The 19,916-nt window shown below is 61.2% G+C and carries 13 protein-coding genes; 12 read left to right on the top strand and 1 reads right to left on the bottom strand.

Annotated elements, in window-relative coordinates; translation table 11 throughout:
- Positions 1-152 precede the first annotated feature (152 nt).
- The 6 genes from pilG (at position 153) to R5R33_RS08475 (ending at position 11,374) form a co-directional block, all read left to right on the top strand.
- Positions 153-548, top strand: coding sequence for a twitching motility response regulator PilG (pilG, locus tag R5R33_RS08500; RefSeq protein WP_318955590.1), 396 nt, complete (start codon positions 153-155; stop codon positions 546-548).
- 230 nt (positions 549-778) lie between these two features.
- Positions 779-1,141, top strand: coding sequence for a twitching motility response regulator PilH (gene pilH, locus R5R33_RS08495; RefSeq protein WP_318955589.1), 363 nt, complete (start codon positions 779-781; stop codon positions 1,139-1,141).
- 18 nt (positions 1,142-1,159) lie between these two features.
- Entirely contained in the window at positions 1,160-1,702 is a 543-nt protein-coding gene (locus tag R5R33_RS08490) for a chemotaxis protein CheW (RefSeq protein ID WP_318955588.1), read from the top strand.
- A 258-nt stretch (positions 1,703-1,960) separates the two neighbouring features.
- A complete protein-coding gene (locus R5R33_RS08485; protein WP_318955587.1) occupies positions 1,961-4,120 on the top strand; it encodes a methyl-accepting chemotaxis protein in 2,160 nt (719 codons plus the stop codon).
- A gap of 140 nt (positions 4,121-4,260) precedes the next feature.
- The gene (locus tag R5R33_RS08480) at positions 4,261-10,827 is read left to right on the top strand and encodes a hybrid sensor histidine kinase/response regulator (RefSeq protein ID WP_318955586.1); all 6,567 of its coding nucleotides are present in this window, start codon (positions 4,261-4,263) and stop codon (positions 10,825-10,827) included.
- A gap of 61 nt (positions 10,828-10,888) precedes the next feature.
- A complete protein-coding gene (locus R5R33_RS08475; protein WP_318955585.1) occupies positions 10,889-11,374 on the top strand; it encodes a chemotaxis protein CheW in 486 nt (161 codons plus the stop codon).
- Between the two features lie 98 nt (positions 11,375-11,472).
- On the opposite strand, the gene R5R33_RS08470 is transcribed toward R5R33_RS08475, so the two are convergent.
- Positions 11,473-14,163: a penicillin-binding protein 1A gene (locus tag R5R33_RS08470; RefSeq protein WP_318955584.1), complete on the bottom strand. Its 2,691-nt coding sequence runs from the start codon at positions 14,161-14,163 to the stop codon at positions 11,473-11,475.
- Positions 14,164-14,318: 155 nt separating this feature from the next.
- Between R5R33_RS08470 and R5R33_RS08465 the strand changes: the two genes are divergently transcribed.
- The 6 genes from R5R33_RS08465 to aroK are packed head-to-tail and all read left to right on the top strand — an operon-like array spanning position 14,319 to position 19,876.
- The gene (locus tag R5R33_RS08465; RefSeq protein WP_318955583.1) at positions 14,319-15,395 is read left to right on the top strand and encodes a pilus assembly protein PilM; all 1,077 of its coding nucleotides are present in this window, start codon (positions 14,319-14,321) and stop codon (positions 15,393-15,395) included.
- Between the two features lie 3 nt (positions 15,396-15,398).
- A complete protein-coding gene (locus R5R33_RS08460; RefSeq protein ID WP_318955582.1) occupies positions 15,399-15,980 on the top strand; it encodes a PilN domain-containing protein in 582 nt (193 codons plus the stop codon).
- Between the two features lie 2 nt (positions 15,981-15,982).
- Positions 15,983-16,603, top strand: a complete 621-nt coding sequence (gene pilO, locus R5R33_RS08455) for a type IV pilus inner membrane component PilO (protein WP_318955581.1) — start codon at positions 15,983-15,985, stop codon at positions 16,601-16,603.
- Positions 16,600-17,127, top strand: a complete 528-nt coding sequence (locus R5R33_RS08450; RefSeq protein ID WP_318955580.1) for a pilus assembly protein PilP — start codon at positions 16,600-16,602, stop codon at positions 17,125-17,127. Before pilO ends, R5R33_RS08450 begins: the two co-directional genes overlap by 4 nt.
- 2 nt (positions 17,128-17,129) lie before the next feature.
- Positions 17,130-19,355, top strand: coding sequence for a type IV pilus secretin PilQ family protein (gene pilQ / locus R5R33_RS08445; protein WP_318955579.1), 2,226 nt, complete (start codon positions 17,130-17,132; stop codon positions 19,353-19,355).
- Positions 19,355-19,876 (top strand): shikimate kinase AroK, encoded by a 522-nt coding sequence (aroK, locus tag R5R33_RS08440; protein ID WP_318955712.1) that lies wholly within the window; start codon positions 19,355-19,357, stop codon positions 19,874-19,876. The genes pilQ and aroK overlap by 1 nt, the downstream gene beginning before the upstream one ends.
- Positions 19,877-19,916 lie beyond the last annotated feature (40 nt).

Genomic DNA, 19,916 nt, shown 5'->3' with positions numbered 1-19,916 from the left:
GGTATCTGTGATACAAGTTTCCCCCTGATCTGCGCCCGCCGGCCGTGGCCATTCGCAGCGACGATCGGACCCCGTCAAGAGGTTGCGCATAAGGGCAGGGATACAAATAAATCCGGCCTGAAAAATAAGTAAAGGGGACTTGGGAACACACTATGGAGCTCAACTGGGAAAGTCTCACCGTGATGGTGATTGACGACAGTAAAACCATTCGTCGCACCGCGGAAACGCTGCTGCAAAAAGCGGGTTGTGCGGTGGTTACCGCCACTGATGGCTTCGATGCCTTGGCCAAGATTGCCGATTCGCGTCCGGACATCATTTTCGTAGACATCATGATGCCGCGTCTCGACGGCTATCAGACCTGTGCGCTGATCAAGAACAACAGTGAATTTCGCAGCACGCCGGTAATCATGCTGTCCAGCAAGGACGGCCTGTTCGATAAGGCCAAGGGTCGTGTGGTGGGTTGCGACCAGTATCTCACCAAGCCGTTCAGCAAAAGTGAACTGCTGGGTGCGATTTCCGCCCACGCCAAACCTCATCACGCAGCCTGAGAACTGGTTCTCGTTGCGGGTGTGAAATTTTCGATGGAAATCGCGTAGACTAGCGCGTCTGAACTTCCGGGGCCCGTGCGCGTTCGCTAAATGGTTGGGAAGTCAGGAAGCTCGGTTACGAATAACAAAGTGTGTGATCGCCGCGCCTGCACTGGCGCGCGATTGGTGCCAACAACAACCGCCTGGCAGAGAGCGATGCCGCAAGCGGAAACACTATCTCGGGGGAACAGATGGCCAGAGTACTAATCGTCGACGACTCGCCAACCGAAACTCACAAGCTGACCACCATGCTGGAAAAGAACGGCCACGCGCTACTGACTGCGACCAATGGCGAAGCCGGTGTCGGTGTTGCCCGCGAACATCGTCCCGATGTCATCCTGATGGATATCGTGATGCCGGGCCTGAATGGCTTTCAGGCCACCCGCCAGCTCAGCAAAAATGGTGATACCAGCGGTATTCCCATTGTGATCGTCACCACCAAGGATCAGGACACCGACCGTGTGTGGGGGATGCGCCAGGGCGCGCGTGCCTACCTGACCAAGCCTGTGGATGAGAGCAAGCTGCTCGGCACCATCGAGGAGGTGTTGGCCTGAGGCCGACGTTGAGAGTCCGTGCAACCAACTCTTACCCCCTATCTGGCGCTGGTTGATATTGCCAACCGCGCAAAAGCGCAGGCCAAGGGGCTCCCTGCCCGCCAGGAAGTCAAACCCTACTGGACGGGCATCGGATTTTCTATTCTGGGGCACCGTTTAGTCTCCGCCATGGAAGACGTGGTGGAATTGCTGGAGGTTCCCCAGTACACCTTCATTCCCGGGGTCCAACCCTGGGTGCGCGGGGTGGCCAATGTGCGCGGCCGCCTGTTGCCGCTGGTCGATCTGGCTGCGTTCTTCGGCGGCCACCTTGCCAGTCCGCGCCAGCGCCGCCGGGTGCTGGTGCTGGAGCAGGGCAAACTCTATGTCGGCCTGATCGTCGACGAACTTCACGGTATGCAGCATCTCGCGCTGGAATTCGGCAAGTTGCCGCCAGCGGATCTGGCGGAGTCTTTCGCTCCCATGATCAGCGGCCAGTTCGAGTTGCAGCAGGGGCGCTGGTTGGTGTTCGACCTGCAGGCCCTGGTCAACGATTTTCAATTTGCGGATGCCGCGGCTCACTGAGCGGCGGCTTTCTGTTTTCTGGCATCCCCGATTCAGGCAGCTCCGAATCCGGGTGTCACTGAGGTGGGGCGCGTTTTGTGCGTCAAACCTATTGCGGATGATGGTTATGCCGTTCGTTCGCACAGAACCCGTTGTCGGCAAGCGCCGGTTTTTGGGGGTGCCCAAGCAGTTGGGTAACAGGGGATGAGAGGCCGCGAGGTCTCGACAGTGGTGACAACAAGAATTAGGCCTGAGGGACAGGTCCGCCAGGAGTAAATTATGAAAACAGGCTCCCAGAGTTCATTTTCCGCGCTGCGCAGTAACAGTGCGGCGGTGTTTATGGGTCTGCTGGTACTCGCCACACTGATTGGACTGTTCGTCAGTATCTATTTGGTGCAGAGCTACGCTGGCCGGGACCAGGGGTATCAGGAAGACGTGGCGGAACTGCGCGCCCTGTCCTATCAGATGGTGTCCTACGCACCGGCGGCCACCGCCGGCGACGAGCAGGCATTCGCGGACCTGGAAAAGGTGGTCAACCAGATGGCCGCCACCTGGAACGAGTTGCAGGGCATGGACCCGGGCAGCAAGCGCGCGCTGGAGCAGGAGCTGGCGGTATATGGCCAGGTATGGCGCCAGATGCGCGAACAGGCCGACACCATTATCGGTAACAAGGATTCGATCATCTTCCTGAACGATGTGGCGAGCACCCTGAATGACTCGCTGCCGGAACTGCAGGCAGAGCACAACAACATCGTGGAAATCCTGCTGGCCAACAACGCCCCGGCCAACCAGGTGGAGCAGGCCCAGCTGCAGGTATGGCGCGCCGAGCGTATCGGCCGGAACATCGACAAGATGCTGCAGGGCGGCGACGACGCGGAATCCGCTGCGGACCAGTTCAATACCGACGCCAGCCTGTTCGGTAAAGTGGTTGAAGGTATGAAAGGCGGTGACGTGGTGATGGGCATCTCCCGCGTGACCGACGGAGAGGCGCGAGAGTCTCTGGAAGAGATTACCGAACTGTTCGAATTCGTAAGCTCCTCCGTACGTGAAATCTTCGAAGCGACCCCGGCGCTGTTCGCCACCCGCCAGGCGGCGGACGGTATTGCGGCATCCTCCCCGCAGCTGCTGGAAGCGCTGTCTGTTCTGAACGACCGCATCGGCGGGTTGTCCAGTGAGCGCCAGCCTAACAACCAGACCATTTTCATCATTGCCGGTGTATTCGTACTGTTGATCTTCGCCATGATGATCCAGGCCTTCTCCGGTACCCGCCGCAGCCTGCGCGCAGAATCCGAAACCAACGAGCGCAACCAGCAGGCGATTATGCAGCTGCTGGATGAACTGGCCGACCTCGCGGACGGTGACCTGACAACCTCCGCCACCGTAACCGAGGCCTTCACCGGTGCGATTGCGGACTCCATCAACTACACCATCGACCAGCTGCGTGTGCTGGTATCGCGAATCAACGGTGCCGCGCAGGAAGTATCCTCCCTGTCCCAGGAAACCCAGCAGACCGCTCTGCACCTGGCCGAGGCTTCCGAGCACCAGGCGCAGGAAATTGCCGGTGCCTCCGCTGCGGTTAACGAGATGGCGGTGACCATTGACCAGGTTTCTGCGAACGCCGCGGAGTCCGCGCAGGTAGCGGAGCGCTCGGTGCAGATCGCGAGCAACGGCGCCAAGGTGGTGCAGAACACCATCAAGGGCATGGACACCATCCGCGAGCAGATTCAGGACACCTCCAAACGAATCAAGCGTCTGGGTGAGTCCTCCCAGGAGATTGGTGACATCGTAAGCCTGATTAACGACATTGCCGACCAGACCAACATTCTGGCTCTTAACGCCGCAATCCAGGCCTCTATGGCTGGCGACGCGGGCCGCGGCTTCGCGGTGGTTGCGGACGAGGTTCAGCGCCTCGCGGAACGTTCCGCCGCCGCCACCAAGCAGATTGAAGGCCTGGTAAAAGCGATTCAGTCCGATACCAACGAAGCGGTTGTGTCGATGGAATCCACCACTACCGAGGTGGTGCGCGGTGCCCGTCTGGCGCAGGACGCGGGTGTTGCCCTGGAAGAGATTGAAACGGTATCCACCAACCTCGCATCCTTGATTCAGAACATTTCCAACGCGGCGCGCCAGCAGGCCTCCTCCGCGGGTCACATTTCCAACACGATGAACGTGATTCAGGAAATTACCTCGCAGACTTCTGCCGGTACCCAGGCCACGGCACAGTCCATTGGTAACCTGGCCCAGACCGCCTCCGCACTGCGCGATTCTGTTGCCGGCTTCAAACTGCCGAGCCATGACGATGTGGACGGTGAGAGCGATCTGTACGACGGCGATCTGGCCCAGCTTTCGGAAGAATTCCCGATGCTGGATGACGAGGCCGCCGAAGACGAGCTCGACATGCTCACCGCGGCAGAGCGCAGCGGTCGGGCCATGGCCTGATCTACCGCAGATACCCATAACGAAAAAAGCGGACCTCCCCGCGCCCGGTACGGTACCGGGGAGGTGCAGAGCAGCAGGTGAACGGCGGGAGCCGTTGTTAGCGCCTGCCAGCGAGCAAACTGAATTACCGAGGACTTGGCGTGAGTCGCGACAATCCCAATTTTGTGGCCCTGGATTGGCTGATAGGCGAAATCAACGAGACGCTGGCCCAGGCGCGCCAGCAGCTGGAAACCTTTGCCTCGGATTCCTCCATCGCGGACGCCTCTTCTGACAGCTCCGGGCTGCTGAAAAACTGCCTGAACCTGATTCACCAGGTCCACGGCAGCCTGCATATGGCGGAGCTCACCGGCGCAGCCATGCTCGCCGAAGAAATGGAACAACTGGTGCACGCGCTGGCCAGTGGCGAAGTGGAAAACAGCGATGAAACCCGCGAATTCCTCATGCGTGCGCTGCTGGAACTGCCCCTGTACCTGGAAAAAATTGCCTTCCAGCGTCGCGACAACGCGGTGTTGTTGCTACCCCTGCTGAACGACCTGCGTGCGGTGCGCCGCGAGCGCCTGATTACCGAGGGCGCGCTGTTTTCGCCGAACCTGTCCGCACTGGAATTTGCCACCGGCGAGCGTCAGCCACTGCTTGGCAACAATGCCAAACTGCAGGACCTGGTAGCCAAGCTGCGCAAAATGTATCACGTGGCCGCCGCCTCCCTGATCCGCGACGTCAACAGCGGCGAGAGCATCGCTTACCTCAACAAGGTGTGTGAAAAAATGGCTCTGCTCTACAGCGGTAGCCAGCGCCAGCACCTGTGGGAAATCCTGCGCGGCCTGCTCGAGGGCATTGCCGATCACCGGGTCAACGTGCTGCCGGCACTGCGCCAACTGCTGCGCCGTATTGATGTGGAATTCCGCCTGCTCGCAGGGCAGGGCGCGCGGGTACTGGATGCGCGTCCGGATCACGACCTGCTGCGCAACCTGCTGTTTTACGTCTACCTCTCCGGCCCCAACGGCCCGCGCACGAGCGCGCTGTACCAGCAATTTGCCCTGGACCAGGCCGTGCCCGGCACCCCCCGCCCGGATACCGAAGCCGCGCTCGCCATGGGCCCCGAGGCCATGGGGACCGCGGTGGTGGCGCTGCGGGAGGAGCTCGCGAATGTGCGCGAGGCGCTGGACCCGAGTATTGCCAATGGCGAGCGCCCACCGCTGGCCGACACCGCTAACGTCGCCAAACGCATCGCCGACACCCTGGGCGTGCTGGGGCTGGAAAACCAGCGCACCCGCGCCCGTGCCATCTACGAATACTTGCGCGATGCCTCGCGCAGCGCCGACCCGGATGAGCTGCTGATGCAGGCCGCTTCCGAGCTGGTGCAGCTGGACTCCGGCCTTGCCGCCACGGTGGAACGCGACCGGCGCAATGACAGCGAATCGCCGCTGATGGGCGAAGCTACCAGCCGCGTACTACGCGAGGCCCGTATCGGCCTCGAAACCGTGAAGGAAGCGGTGGTCGAATACATCGCCAGTCACTGGGATGCAGGGCACCTCGCGCCAGTACCCACGCGCCTGCAGGAAGTCTGTGGCGGCCTCGACATGGTGGGATACCGGCGTGCGGCGGAGATCGTCGGCGCCTGTAGGGCCTATATCGAGGAGCGTCTGATCAGCGCCGGCGACCAACCGGACTGGAAACTGTTGGATACCCTCGCCGATGCGGTAACCAGCGTAGAGTACTACCTCGAGCGCCGCGCCGACGGCATCGAAGACGCGGACATGTTGCTGGCGCTGGCGGAAGACAGTGTTGCCACCCTCGGCTACGCCGTCGCCGATGGCGAAGGTTCGGGGGAAGTCGAGACTCCGGTTGTTGTCGATACCTCCGCGGTCGATGACGGCGCCGGCGATACCGCCGATTTCGCCGCGGAGTTTGTCTTCGACGAAGCCGATACCGCCGTATCCGGGTCCGACGAAGCCCCGCTGGTGGTGGAAGCGGATTCCCCAAGTGACGAAGAGCAGAGCGCCCTAGCCAGTTTTGAGTTTTCCCTCGATATCGACGAGGCCGGTTCTACAGCAAGCACTGCCGCCACAGCAGATACCTATTCTGAGCCCGAGAGCGAAGATCCGCTCGCCGGGCTTTCCGCCTCACTGGTGCAAGAGGCCAGTGCCGCGCGCGCCAGTGAGTCCAGTGACGACTCTTCCCTGCTGGAAGCGAGCTGGTTTGCGGCCGATGAACCCGCGCACACCGCGGAAGAGAACGCTAGCGAAACCGCAGCAGAGCCTATCGCAAGCAATATGCCGGAAGCGCCGGCCGCTGCCCTGGCACCTATGCTGGATGACGACGATGACGCCAGTATCATCGACGAGGAAATTCTGGAAATCTTCCTCGAGGAAGCCGGTGAGGTGCTCGACACCATCAACCACTATTTCCCGATGTGGGCGGCGAATTTCGACAATCGCGACGCGCTGGTGGAGTTCCGCCGCGGCTTCCACACCCTGAAGGGCTCTGGCCGCATGGTGGAAGCGCTGGAGGTGGGCGAGCTGGCGTGGGCGGTGGAAAACATGTTGAACCGGGTACTCGACGAAACCGTCACCCCGGGCCGCGCCCATGTGCTGCTGATCGAGCAGGTCATTGCCAAGCTGCCGTCCATGGTGGAGGGCTTCCGCACCCAGACGGGCGATCCCGACCCGGCGCGCACCGCCGAGCTGGAGGCCTGGGCCAAACAGCTGTCTCACGGCGGAATACCGGAGGCGCTTCTGCAGTCAGCGCCGGCGGCCGCTGTGCCGGAGGTGGAAGACAGTCACCGCGGCCACATTGACGACAATATCGACGACAACGCGCAGCTGTGGGAAATCTTTGCCCAGGAGGCGGAGACGCACCTGGCCACGGTGGCGGAATTCCTCGCCGAAATGGCGCGCGCCGCACCCGTCTACGGCATTCCCTCGGATCCGCTGCATCGCGCACTGCACACACTGAAAGGCTCCGCGCACATGGCGGAAGTCACCCAGGTGGCGGAGTTGATGGCGCCGCTCGAGCGCTTTGTGAAAGAGCTGCGCACCTATCAGGTGGCCATCGACAGCGACATCTTTGAACTGATCAGCGATGCCGCCAGCTATGTAAAGGCTGTGCTCAACCAGATTTACCGCGGCGAGCCGCTGTACGTGGAACGCGCCGAGCAGTATCTGGCACGGGTCGCCGAATTACAGGAGCGCGCCGTGGGTCACCTGATCCGCGAGCGCGAGGCCAACGAGCCCAAGGCGGTCGACCCACAATTGCTGGCAGTCATTATGGCCGATGGCATGCGGGTGCTGCTGGACGCGGACCAGATGCTAAACCAGTGGCGGCAACACCCGGGCGAAACAGCCATTCTGTTGCCAGTAGCCGAAGAGCTGGATGTACTGCAGCAGGCCGCCGGCCAGGCGCAGTTGCCGGCGCTGCAGGAACTGTCCCAGTTGCTGCTGGCAGTCTACCGCCAGGTGATCGACGGTCACCTGGAGGAGGAGCCCGCGCTGTGGGCAGCGCTGGAGCAGGGGCACAATGAATTGCTGGATCTGGTGGACGCGGTGGCCGCGTCTACCGATCTGCCGCCGGTGAGTGAAGTGGTGGGCGAAGCCCTGCGCACTCTGGCTCAGGGCGATGACGGTGCCAGCGATGAGGATATCGATCTCTCCGAGTACGGCATCGACAGCAGCGAATTCACCTTCGACGAAGAGATTCTCGTCGCTGCGCCTGTGGGCGCCGATGAGGCCGAAGTCGAGGATATGGAGGTGGTTGCCGCTGAGGATGCCGACGAGCAGCTGCTGGCGGACCTGAGCTTTGACGACCTGCTGGCCGCGGAATCCGAGATCGATGCCGCGGCACCGGGCGCGGAACCAGAGATTGCCCTCGAGCTGCCTGCCGACATGGAAGTTGATGTCGCAGTGGCTGAGGCCATTGGCGCGGATACGCTTGAACTGGATGGCATTGAATTCGCAACCGCAGAAGCCATCGACGATGCCGATGCAGCAGAACTCGAGCTCGCGGATATTCCGACCGAGAGTGCCCTGACCGTAGAGGAATACCTCGACGACGTGTCCCTCGCGGACTTCGAGCTGCCAGCAGCGCTGCAGAACGATCTGGATACCGGCGCCGAACAGGTGCGCGATGCGGTTGCTTCCGCACCGCCCGCGCCGGAAGTGGAAGTGCCGGCAGCGGTTGCTGCGGCCGATGATGAGGTCAGCGCCACCCAGCGCGCGCTGCTCGCGGACATCGACCCGGATGTGGTGGAAGTCTTCCTGGAGGAAGCCGGCGACCTGATGGATGAGCTTGAAGAGTTGATCCAGAACTGGGAGCAGTCGCCGGATGACAGGGGCGCGCCGGAAGCACTGAAACGCGTATTGCACACCTTCAAGGGCGGCGCGCGCATGGCGGCGCTGATGGGCCTTGGTGAAGTGGCGCACCGCTTTGAAACCGTGATTGAAAACATGCAGAGCGGCAGCTCGCCTTCGGCGGCGTTCTTTGCCGACGCTCACCGCATATACGATCGCCTCATGACCGGCGTCGAAACCGTGCGTGCGTGGATGGGCGGTGAGGAAATCGGGTCTTTCTGTGCACTGCTGGAAACCCGCTGGGCAGACGAGCGGGTTGCAGAAGAGACCGCCGTCGCAGATGAGCAGCCGAGTGCTGCCGTCGTCGCCGGGGAGGGTGCGTTTGTCGATGTGGCCGACGCGGACGAAGACGTCCACGAAGAACCCGAAAATGACAGCTATGCGCCGCCGGTAGAAGTGATCGAAAAAGCGGCTGTGCCGGTGCCCGCTGCGGCCCCCTCGACCAACGTGCTGCCGTTTGTGCGCAAGTCGAAAAATGTCGGCGATCGCAACGGCGGCCAGCCTCGCAACCAGCCCCAGGAAATGGTGCGGGTGGCGTCTGAACTGCTGGAAGAACTGGTTAACCTCGCCGGTGAAACCTCGATTTCCCGAGGTCGTCTGGAAGAACAGGTATCGGAGTTCGGTCTCGCCCTCGATGAGATGGACTCCACCCTGAGTCGCCTGAACGAACAGCTGCGTCGCCTGGACAAAGAAACCGAAGCCCAGATCCATTTCCGCCAGGAGCAGCTGGCCGAGCAGGACGTGGACTTTGACCCGCTGGAAATGGACCGCTACTCGTCCATCCAGCACCTGTCGCGCTCGCTGTTGGAATCCACCTCGGATTTGCTGGAATTGCGCCAGACCCTGGGCAACAAGGCGCGGGACACCGAAACCCTGTTGCTGCAGCAGTCACGGGTAAATACCGAACTGCAGGAAGGCCTGATGCGCAGCCGCATGGTGCCTTTCTCCCGCCTGGTACCGCGCCTGCGCCGTATTGTGCGCCAGGTGAGTGCCGAGCTCGGCAAGCAGGTGGACCTGGTGTTCTCCAACGTGGAAGGCGAACTGGACCGATCCATGCTGGAGCGCATGGTGGCTCCGCTGGAACACATGCTGCGTAACGCCGTGGACCACGGCATCGAGTCGCCGCAGAAGCGCCGTGACACCGGCAAGTCTGAACGGGGCCGCATCGCCGTGGCGCTGGCGCGGGAAGGCAGTGAGGTGGTGATCACCATCAGCGATGACGGCGCCGGTATCAACCTGATGCGGGTGCGCGAGAAGGCCATTGAAAGCGGCCTGATGCGGCCGGACGCCGAGCTGTCCAATAACGAGATCATGCAGTTCATCCTGCACGCGGGCTTTAGTACCGCCGAGAAAGTGACACAGATTTCCGGGCGCGGCGTGGGTATGGACGTGGTGTCTGCTGAAATCAAACAGATTGGCGGCAGTGTGAGCATCGCCTCGCAGGCCGGCAAGGGCACCGAGTTCGTGGTGCGCCTGCCATTTACCGTATCGGTCAACCGCGCGTTGATGGTGAAGGTAGGGGACGACCTGTTCGCGCTGCCGTTGAACACCATCGAGGGTATCGTGCGTCTCAGCCCGTTCGAGCTGGAGCACTATTACCGCACCCCGGAGGCGCGCTTCGAATACGCCGGTGAGCCCTACCAGGTGAACTATTTCGGCAGCCTGTTGCAATCCAGTGCACAGCCGCGCCTGGCGGTGGAAGATATGCAGATGCCGGTGCTGCTGGTGCGTTCGGAAAATACCGCCATGGCACTGCAGGTAGACGCGATCATGGGCAGCCGCGAAATCGTGGTGAAGAGCCTCGGGCCGCAGTTTGCCAGTGTGCAGGGGGTTTCCGGGGCTACCGTAACCGGTGACGGGACAGTGGTAGTGATTCTCGACGCCCACGCGCTGCTGCGTAAGCACGCCGCGCTGCTGGCGCGCCCGGAGGCACCGCTGCTGCAGGAAATTGCCGCCACCAGCGGCCGCGAACAGGCGGAGGCACAGAAACTGGTGATGGTTGTGGACGACTCGGTGACCGTGCGCAAGGTGACCACCCGCTTCCTCGAGCGGGAGGGTTATCGCGTGATCACTGCCAAAGACGGCCAGGATGCGATCATCCAACTACAGGATGTGATCCCGGATGTGATGCTGCTGGATATCGAAATGCCACGTATGGACGGCTTCGAGGTAGCGCGCAATATCCGCTCCAGTAGTCGCCTGCGGAATATTCCGATCATCATGATCACTTCCAGGACCGGCAAGAAGCACCGCGATCACGCGCTGTCGCTGGGGGTAAACCACTACCTGGGTAAACCCTATCAGGAGGAAATCCTGTTGGGCGCGATCCGCGACTACACCGAATCCAGGGCGGACGTGTGATGGCGGTACCGGTTAATTACGAATCTGTTGAAGCCCGAGTGCGTGGCGGAGAGTACACAGCATGAGCGGATTAGACGCCCTGCCCACCACCGAACTGCCACAGGAAGTGAGCAGCCTGCTGCTGCCACTGGCGGATGGCCACCTGCTGGTGCCGGTGGATACGCTATCGGAAATCATCGCCCTGCAGAGCCCGGTTTCCGCGTTCGACGCGCCGGACTGGTATATGGGCGAGCTGCATTGGCGGGAGCTGCGCTTGCCGCTGGTGTCGTTTGAGGTAATGCGCGGTAATCCTATGCCGGTATTGCGCAGTAACTGCCGCATCGCGGTGCTGAGCAGTGGCAACGGTGACGGCGACCTGCCGTTTTTCGCCGTGGTCCTGCAGGGCACTCCGCGGCTGGTAAGGGTTACCCCGGAAGAGCTGGTGGCACGTGAAGGCGAGTGCGCCATGGGCGAACTGATGCACGTGGCTCTGTCAGGTGAGTTGGCGGTGATTCCAGACCTGTCGACGATTGAGGAAGTCTGCCTCGAGTACCGCAATCGCCGTTGATTGCAACGGCTGGATGAGGAGCACAAAAAAACCGCCCGGTGAGGCGGTTTTTTTGTGGCTGCGCTTTGTCAGCGGAAAACTCCTGACGCGTTATCGCATCAGAAAATTTCCTCCGGCAGCTCTTCCTGGGTCTGATGCTCGCCGGCGGCTGGCGCCTCCGGGCCATCCGAGTAGATGGATGGATAGTTGCTGTAAGTCTCGCGTCCCGGCACCTTGTCGGCGCGGAAGATCTCGAAGATACCGCCGCTCGAGGTGCGCAGCCCGGTTCGCGGGTTGATGCGCATGGTGACGATGTTGTCCGGCTGCGCCAGGTGCCGCTCCGGAAGGCCTTCCAGTGCGGAACTCATAAAGTCGATCCAGATCGGCAGTGCCGCAGAGCCGCCGTATTCATTGCGGCCGATGGGGGTGTTGTCGTCAAATCCTACCCAGGTGCTGGTGGCCAAATAAGGGCTGTAACCGGAGAACCAGGCGTCCCGCGGGCCGTTGGTGGTACCGGTCTTACCGGCGATATCACCGCGCTTCATCACCAGTGCCTTGCGGCCGGTGCCGAGCTTGATCACGTCTTTCAGCATCGAATCCATGATGTAGGCGGTTTCCGCGGACATGGCGCGGGGTGCGCGCGGGCGGGCCTGTTCGTCAGCCTGTAGCGGTGCCACCGGCAGGGTGCGCAGCTCGATAGGCTCGCGCTCTTCCGACGCCAGTGCGGTGTCCTGCTGCAGTCCCTGCAGGTCGATGGGCTCAGGTTGCGCACTGTGCTCCTGTCCGGCTTCCGGGCACTCCATGCACACGGTGAGCGGTAGCGCCTGGTACACGGTGTCACCGCGCACATCCAGCACCTGGTCCACCAGGTAGGGCTCGACCCGGAAACCACCGTTGGCGAAGGCGGCGTAGCCGCGCACCATTTCCAGCGGGGTCAGCGCGGAGCTGCCGAGCGCAATGGAGAGGTTGCGGGCCAGCTTGTCGCGCTCGAAACCAAAACCTTCGACAAAGGTGAGGGCGCGATCCAGACCAAGGGACTGCAGCAGGCGGATGGAAACCATGTTGCGCGACAGGTACAGCGCCTTGCGCAGGCGGGTCGGGCCGAGGAAGTCGCCGCCGTCGTTCTCCGGGCGCCACACGTCCTGCAGGTTGGTCTGCTCGAAGATGATCGGGGCATCGTTGATGATACTGGCGGCAGTATAGCCGCGCTCGATGGCGGCGGAATAAATAAACGGTTTGAAGCTGGAGCCGGGCTGGCGCGCCGCCTGGGTGACGCGGTTGAAGTGGCTCTGGCGGAAGTCATAACCGCCTACCAGCGCGCGGATGGCACCGTCTTCCGGCTGCAGTGACACCAGCGCGCCCTGGGCGGTGGGCACCTGGGTCAGGTGCCACTCCTCGCGGGACTGCGGCGCATCGAGTGCTTCCTCGTCGGAGAGTCCCTCCGGTGTGGAGAAGGGATCGTCGGTGATTTCGGTGCCGGCCAGGCTCTCGGCGGCATTTTCAATCGCGGCGGCGCGGGCCTTTTTCTGCTCTTCCGCCACCTGTTCGGCGGAGATCACCACGCGGCGCAGGCGTACCACGTCGCCGGGTGCGAACATTTCACCTGCGGACTGGAGACTCGCGCCGCGGGCATTTTCGGAAAGATACGGGCGGATGCTGCCGAGGCCTCGGTCCCATGGAATCTCGATGACGCGGCGATCCCGCAGCTGCACGCTGATACTGCGATCGGCAACCGCGGTTACCACTGCGGGCTGCAGGCCGCCGAGCACCGGGATTTCCTGTAGCAGGTCCACCAGCTGGTCGTTGTCCGCCAGCAACTCCGGGTCCAGGCGTTGCTCCGGGCCGCGGTAGCCGTGGCGGCCGTCATAGGTCTCGAGGCCTTTCTGCAGCGCCTTGCGCGCGCGGTCCTGCAGCTTGCTGTCGACCGTAGTGATGACCTGGTAGCCATCGGTATAGGCGGCGTCACCGAACAGGTCGACCGCCTCCTTGCGCGCCATTTCGGCCACATAGGGGGCGTCAATATCCAGGTCGCGACTGTGGTAGCGGGCGGTGACCGGTGCGGTAATGGAATTCTTGTATTCGTCCTGGTCGATGTAACCCAGGTCGAGCATACGCTTGAGGATCCAGTTACGTCGCACCAGCGCGCGCGAAGGGTTGGCAATGGGGTTGTAGGTGGAGGGCGCCTTGGGCAGACCCGCCATCATCGCCCACTGGGCCAGGCTCAGCTCGTTGATATCTTTGCCGTAATACACCTGGGCTGCGGCCTGGAAACCGTAGGCGCGGTTGCCGAGGAAGATTTTGTTGATATACAGCGCGAGGATTTCATCCTTGCTGAGTTCCTGCTCGATCTGCAGTGACAACAGGATCTCGTTGAACTTGCGGATAAAACGCTGTTCCCGGGTCAGGAAGAAATTGCGCGCCACCTGCATGGTGAGCGTACTGCCGCCGGACTGGATGGAGCCACTCGCCACCAGCTGGCGGAAAGCGCGCATCAGGCCTTTCAGTGAAACGCCGCTGTGGGAGTAAAATGTGTCATCTTCCGCCGCGAGGATCGCCTTGATGAACATGTCCGGGGTTTGTTCGATGGTGATCGGGCTGCGGCGCTTTTCCCCGAACTCGCCGATCAGTTTCATGTCGCGGGAATAGATGCGCAGCGGCGTCTGCAGCCGAATATCGCGCAAACTCTCCACCGACGGCAGGCCGGGCTTCAGGTACATGTAGATGCTGGAAAGCGCCATGGCGCCAGCGGCGGCACCGGCCAGAGCCAGCCACAGCAAGGATAACAGGCGGTTGCGGGCTTTTTGGGTCATGGAAATGCTTCTGTGTACGTCTTGATCAAAAATGTCGGCGCTGTTCGACAATTATACGAATAATGTGCACTGATACCTATGCAAAAGGCGGTTGCGACGGTAATTTAAAGTGCTATACCATAAAATCTCGATAACCCACGGAAAAGATAAGAAAAATGGGGATGCTCCCTTTTCTCAACAAGGGCCCTAAAGCCATGCTTGGGCTCGATATTAGCTCCACCTCGGTAAAGTTGCTTGAACTGAGTCGCAGTGGCGACAAATACCGTGTGGAAAGCTATGCAACCGAACCTCTGCCGCCAAACGCGGTAGTGGATAAGAATATCAATGACGTGGGTGCCATTGCGGAGGCCATCCGCAAGGTAGTGCGGCGCTCCAAGACCCGTTTGCGCCAGGCTGCGGTAGCAGTTTCCGGTTCCGCGGTCATCACCAAGACGCTGGAAATGCCGGCGGATCTCTCGGATGACGCGCTGGAGGCGCAGATTTCGCTGGAAGCCGATCAATACATTCCCTACCCGCTGGATGAGGTGAACCTGGACTTTGAAGTGCAGGGGCCGTCGGAGCGTGGCGAGGGGCAGGTCGAAGTGTTACTGGCGGCCTGCCGCAGCGAAAACGTGGAGCAGCGAGTTTCAGCGCTGACCCAGGCGGAGCTGCAGCCGGGGGTGGTTGATGTGGAGGCCTACGCCATTGAGCGGGCCTTCACCCTGATGGAAAACCAGTTCCCCGCCCAGGAGCAACTGGTGGTGGCGGTTGTGGATATCGGTGCCACCATGAGTGCGCTGTCGGTGATGGTTGACGGTCGCATTGTGTATACGCGCGAGCAGCTGTTTGGTGGGCGCCAGCTCACCGACGAGATCCAGCGCCGCTACGGCCTGTCTGCCGAAGAGGCCACGCTGGCCAAGCGCCAGGGCGGCAGCGGCCTGCCGGACGACTACTACCCGGAAGTGCTGGAGCCCTTCCGCGACGCGGTGGTTCAGCAAGTTACCCGCTCCCTGCAGTTCTTCTATTCCTCCACCTCCTACAGCGATGTCGATTACATCCTCCTCGGCGGTGGTGTAGCGGCAATGGACGGTCTCGCTGAAATGGTTGGTCAGAAACTGAATAAACCCACCCTGGTGGCGAACCCCTTCCGTGACATGAGTGTGGCGTCCCGGGTCAACCGCCAGTCACTGGCGGTAGAGGCACCGTCGCTGATGATTGCCGCCGGCCTCGCCATGCGCGAGCGGGAGTTCTAAGACATGGCAAAGATCAACCTACTTCCCTGGCGCCAGGAATACCGGGCGCAAAAACAGAGAGAATTCCAACAGGTTGCAGCGCTGGTGGTGATCGCCGCTGCGGTCAGCGTATTCATGTGGATGAAGACCGTGGATGCGCAGATCGCCAACCAGAATGAGCGCAACCAGCTTCTGACCACCGAAATCGCTGCCCTCGACAAGCAGGTGCGCGAGATCAAGGATCTCAAGAAGCGCCGCCAGGAACTGATCGACCGTATGCGGGTGATTCAGGAGCTCCAGGGTAACCGTCCACTGGCGGTGCGCTATTTCGACGAAATGGTGCGTGCGGCGCCTGAAGGCCTGTGGTTGGTGAACCTGAAGCGCACCGGCAAGACCCTGAAAATCTCCGGGGTGGCGGAATCCAACAATCGGGTTTCCTCGTTTATGCGCAGTCTCGACCAGTCCGAATGGTTTGAGTCTCCAAACCTTACCGGGGTAACCGCGAAGCCGGAATTCGGCGAGCAGGCGAGCGCCTTTGAAATGACGGTCAGTGTCAGCGGCCGCAAAAAAGCAGAAGATGGCGACGCCGCCAACAGTGGAGCGTAACCATGGCGCTTGAAGATACTCTCAAACAGCTGAATCAGCTGGATATCAACGATATCGACTTCTCCCGCGTCGGTGTCTGGCCGCTGGCCGGGCGCGTGGCGTTGCTGATCGTGATCGCCGCAGTCCTGGTGGGCGGCGGTTATTTCTTCATGATCAAGGACCGCTACAGCCAGCTGGAGTTCGCGGCCAACAAGGAGCGCGAGCTGTTTACCCAGTTCGAGCGCAAGTCCTTTGAGGCGGCCAACCTGGACGCCTACCGCGAACAGCTGGCGGAAATGGAGGAAACCTTCGGTGCGCTGCTCAAGCAGCTGCCGAAAGACACCGAAGTCCCCGGGCTGCTGGAAGATATCGACGAATTTGGTCGCGGCAGTGGCCTTACCATCCAGAAGGTCGCCCTCGAAGGCGAGCAGGTGGGCGAGTTTTACGTGGAGCTGCCAATCCGCATCGAAGTGCAGGGCGGCTACCACGAGTTCGGCGCCTTTATCAGCGGTATCGCCGGCATGCCCCGTATCGTCACCCTGCACGATTTCGACATCCAGACCAGCAAGGATGGCGCTGCGCTGCTGAACATGGTGGTAAACGCGAAAACCTATCGCTACAAGGATCAGGGAGAAGAGGGATGAAAAAATACATCGCTCTGACCGCGGCGCTGCTGGCACTGGCCGGCTGCAGCCTGGACGGCAACCACAGCGACCTTCGCGACAAAATGGCGGCGGTCAAGCACAAGCCCAAGGGGCAGATTGAGCCGATTCCGACCTTTACCCCTTACAGCCCTTACGTCTACAGCGCGGCTGCCTTACGCAGCCCGTTCATGCGCCCGGTACTGGAGGCGGACCAGCGTCTGGTTGGCCGCAAACTCGACGTGGCGCCGGACCTGAACCGCCAGAAAGAACTGCTGGAACGCTACCCCATCGACGCCCTCTCCATGGTGGGCACGCTGTCCCGCAGCGGCCAGCTGTGGGCGCTGATCAACGATGGCGACGGCGGTATTCACCGCATCACCATCGGCAACTTCATGGGTAAAAATCACGGGCGTGTGGTCAACGCCTCATCGTCACAGATCGATGTACTGGAAATTGTGCCGGACGGCACCGGTGGCTGGCTCGAACGGCCGCGGGCTCTGACTTTGGAAGAGAAGGACAACTAATAATGATCACCAAGCAACTCGCCTGCGTATTGGCCCGGGCTGCCAATGCATTGCCGCGCGCCAAAGCGCTGCTGCTGGGCCTGCTGATTCTGCCACTGGCGGCGCCAGCCCTGGCCAGCCAGTTAAAAGATATCCAGTTTTCCGAACTGCCGGGCAGCCGCTTGCAGCTGCGTCTCACGTTCAGTGATGTGCCGCCTGAGCCGACTGGGTACACCATCGAGCAGCCCGCGCGCATCGTCATGGACTTTGCCGGCGTCGAGAGCGTGCTGCCGCAGAAAAAATACAGCATGGATATTGGCGCGGCGCGCAGCGCGGTGATCGTATCCGGTGAAGACCGCACCCGCCTGATTCTGAACCTCGATGAACTGCCGGTTTATACCAGCGAGCGCATCGGTAACCAGGTGGTTCTGGAAGTGGGAGCCGACAGTGCTGCGACCGCGAGTGTTGCGGCCGCGCCGGTGCACAGCAGCACCAATATCGGTGGCAGTGCGCAGTTCAAGGCGGCCAGTGGCGTGGGTATCCGCAACGTGGACTTCCGTCGCGGCCAGGGCGGTGAAGGCAAGGTGATCGTCAGCCTGACCGACCCCGCGGTGAATATCGATGTCGAGCGCACCAAGGGCAAGATTGTGCTGACCTTCCTCGGCGCACAACTGCCGCCGGAACTGCGCCAGCGCCTGGATGTGACCGATTTTGCCACCCCGGTGAATGCTATCAATGTGGATTACGACGGTCGCAACACCGTAATTACCGTGGATCCGCACGATGGCGATTACGACTACCTGGCCTACCAGGCTGATACCGAATACGTACTCAGCGTCAAACCGCTGACCGTGGCCCAGGTGCGCGAGAAGCAGAAGGAATTCCAGTTCAGCGGAGAGAAACTGTCGCTGAACTTCCAGGACATCGAGGTGCGCTCGGTACTGCAGTTGATTGCTGACTTTACCGACCTCAACCTGGTGGCGAGCGATACCGTACAGGGGCGTATCACCCTGCGCCTCGACGGCGTGCCGTGGGATCAAGCGCTGGAGCTGATTCTGAAAGCCAAAGGCCTGGACAAGCGCCAGGAAGGCAACGTGATCATGGTCGCGCCGGCAGCGGAAATTGCCGAGCGTGAGCGCCGCGAGCTGGAAACCCGCAAGCAGCTGGAAGAGCTGGCGCCGCTGCGCACCGAGTACATTCAGATCCGCTACGCCGACGCCCGCGAACTGTTCACCCTGTTTGCCGGTAACCAGAGTGGTGGTCAGGGCGGTGGCTTTGGACAGGGCAACTTTGCAGGTGGTCGTGATGACCAGGAGCAGCGCAGCATCCTGTCTTCCCGTGGCAGCGCCATCGTGGATGAGCGTACCAACACCATCATCCTCACCGATACCGAAGACAAGATTGCCCAGTTCCGCGATCTGATTGCCGCGATCGATATCCCGATCCGTCAGGTGATGATCGAAGCACGTCTGGTGACAGCCAATACCGACTTTGAGAGAAACCTCGGTGTGCGCTGGAGCTATCTGGAAGATCACAACATGAGTGACGATGCCATTGGTATCGGTTCCGGTAGTCAGTTGCCAGGAATTTCTGATGGCGATGGCAGTATTCCGGATTTGTCTTCACCTACCACCCTGCACGACCCGATGCTGGTGGATCTGGGGCTCAGTCAGCGCGCAGGTAGCATTGCCTATGCGATCCTGAAAGAAGACTTCCTGCTGGGTCTCGAGCTGTCCGCACTGGAAGATGTGGGCAAGGCGGAAATTGTGTCCCAGCCCAAGGTGGTGACCGGCGACAAGCAGGAGGCGACGATTCGCTCCGGTGTGGAAATCCCCTATCTGGAGGCGACCTCCTCCGGTGCCGCTTCGGTAACTTTCAAAGAGGCGGTACTGCTGCTGAACGTTACCCCGCAGATCACCCCGGATGACAACATCATCATGAGCCTGAACATCGACCAGAACAGTGTCGGTGAGCTGTTCACCAATGTGATCACCGGTGCGCAGATTCCGGCGATCAACGTGAACTCTCTGCAGACCAAGGTACTGGTGCGCAACGGCGAAACCATCGTGCTCGGCGGCATCTTCGAAGCGCAGACTCTGGAAGGGGAAAGCAAGGTGCCATTCCTCGGCGATATCCCTTTCCTTGGTCACCTGTTCAAGCGGTCCACCAAGCAGGAAGACAAGCGCGAGCTGCTGATTTTCGTCACCCCGCGCATCATGCAAGACGAGTTCATGTCTTTCAGCAAGTGATCACCCAGCCCATCTTTCTTGTCGGCCCGATGGGGGCCGGCAAGTCCACCATCGGCAAATTACTGGCAGCCCAACTGGGGCTGCCTTTTGCCGATTCCGACAAGGTGATTGAAGACCGCACCGGCGCCGATATTCCGTGGATCTTTGATGTGGAAGGCGAGGCCGGCTTTCGCCGTCGCGAGAGCGCGGTGTTGCGGGATCTGTGCACTGGCGAGCCGCAGGTAATCGCCACTGGCGGCGGAATAGTATTAATACCGGAAAATCGCGCGCTGCTGAAAAATCACGGATTTGTCGTCTACTTACGCGCAGGACTCGACCAACTGGTGGAGCGCACTTCCAAAAACAGCAACCGCCCGCTGCTGCAGGTGGCCGATCCCCGTGAAAAACTGCAGGAAATTCTGCAGCAGCGTGCGTCGTTTTACGATGATGTTGCCGACCTTGTGTGTGATACCGACGACTGTACGCCCAAGCAGGCCGCCCAGCTGGTGGTGGACCGGCTGATGGCAGTATCTGCCGGATGAGATCCCCGATGCGCCGTTGCAACATCCGCATCTTGCGGTG

This window comes from Microbulbifer pacificus, assembly GCF_033723955.1.
In the GTDB taxonomy this organism is placed as follows: domain Bacteria; phylum Pseudomonadota; class Gammaproteobacteria; order Pseudomonadales; family Cellvibrionaceae; genus Microbulbifer; species Microbulbifer pacificus.
This window is presented reverse-complemented; position numbering and strand designations above follow the sequence as displayed.

Bases quoted from the DNA above. Each gene is read 5' to 3' on its own strand.
- pilG (WP_318955590.1), top strand. From the start codon at position 153: ATGGAGCTCAACTGGGAAAGTCTCACCGTGATGGTGATTGACGACAGT.
- pilH (WP_318955589.1), top strand. From the start codon at position 779: ATGGCCAGAGTACTAATCGTCGACGACTCGCCAACCGAAACTCACAAG.
- R5R33_RS08485 (WP_318955587.1), top strand. From the start codon at position 1,961: ATGAAAACAGGCTCCCAGAGTTCATTTTCCGCGCTGCGCAGTAACAGT.
- R5R33_RS08475 (WP_318955585.1), top strand. From the start codon at position 10,889: ATGAGCGGATTAGACGCCCTGCCCACCACCGAACTGCCACAGGAAGTG.
- R5R33_RS08470 (WP_318955584.1), bottom strand. From the start codon at position 14,163: ATGACCCAAAAAGCCCGCAACCGCCTGTTATCCTTGCTGTGGCTGGCT.
- R5R33_RS08465 (WP_318955583.1), top strand. From the start codon at position 14,319: ATGGGGATGCTCCCTTTTCTCAACAAGGGCCCTAAAGCCATGCTTGGG.
- R5R33_RS08460 (WP_318955582.1), top strand. From the start codon at position 15,399: ATGGCAAAGATCAACCTACTTCCCTGGCGCCAGGAATACCGGGCGCAA.
- pilO (WP_318955581.1), top strand. From the start codon at position 15,983: ATGGCGCTTGAAGATACTCTCAAACAGCTGAATCAGCTGGATATCAAC.
- R5R33_RS08450 (WP_318955580.1), top strand. From the start codon at position 16,600: ATGAAAAAATACATCGCTCTGACCGCGGCGCTGCTGGCACTGGCCGGC.
- pilQ (WP_318955579.1), top strand. From the start codon at position 17,130: ATGATCACCAAGCAACTCGCCTGCGTATTGGCCCGGGCTGCCAATGCA.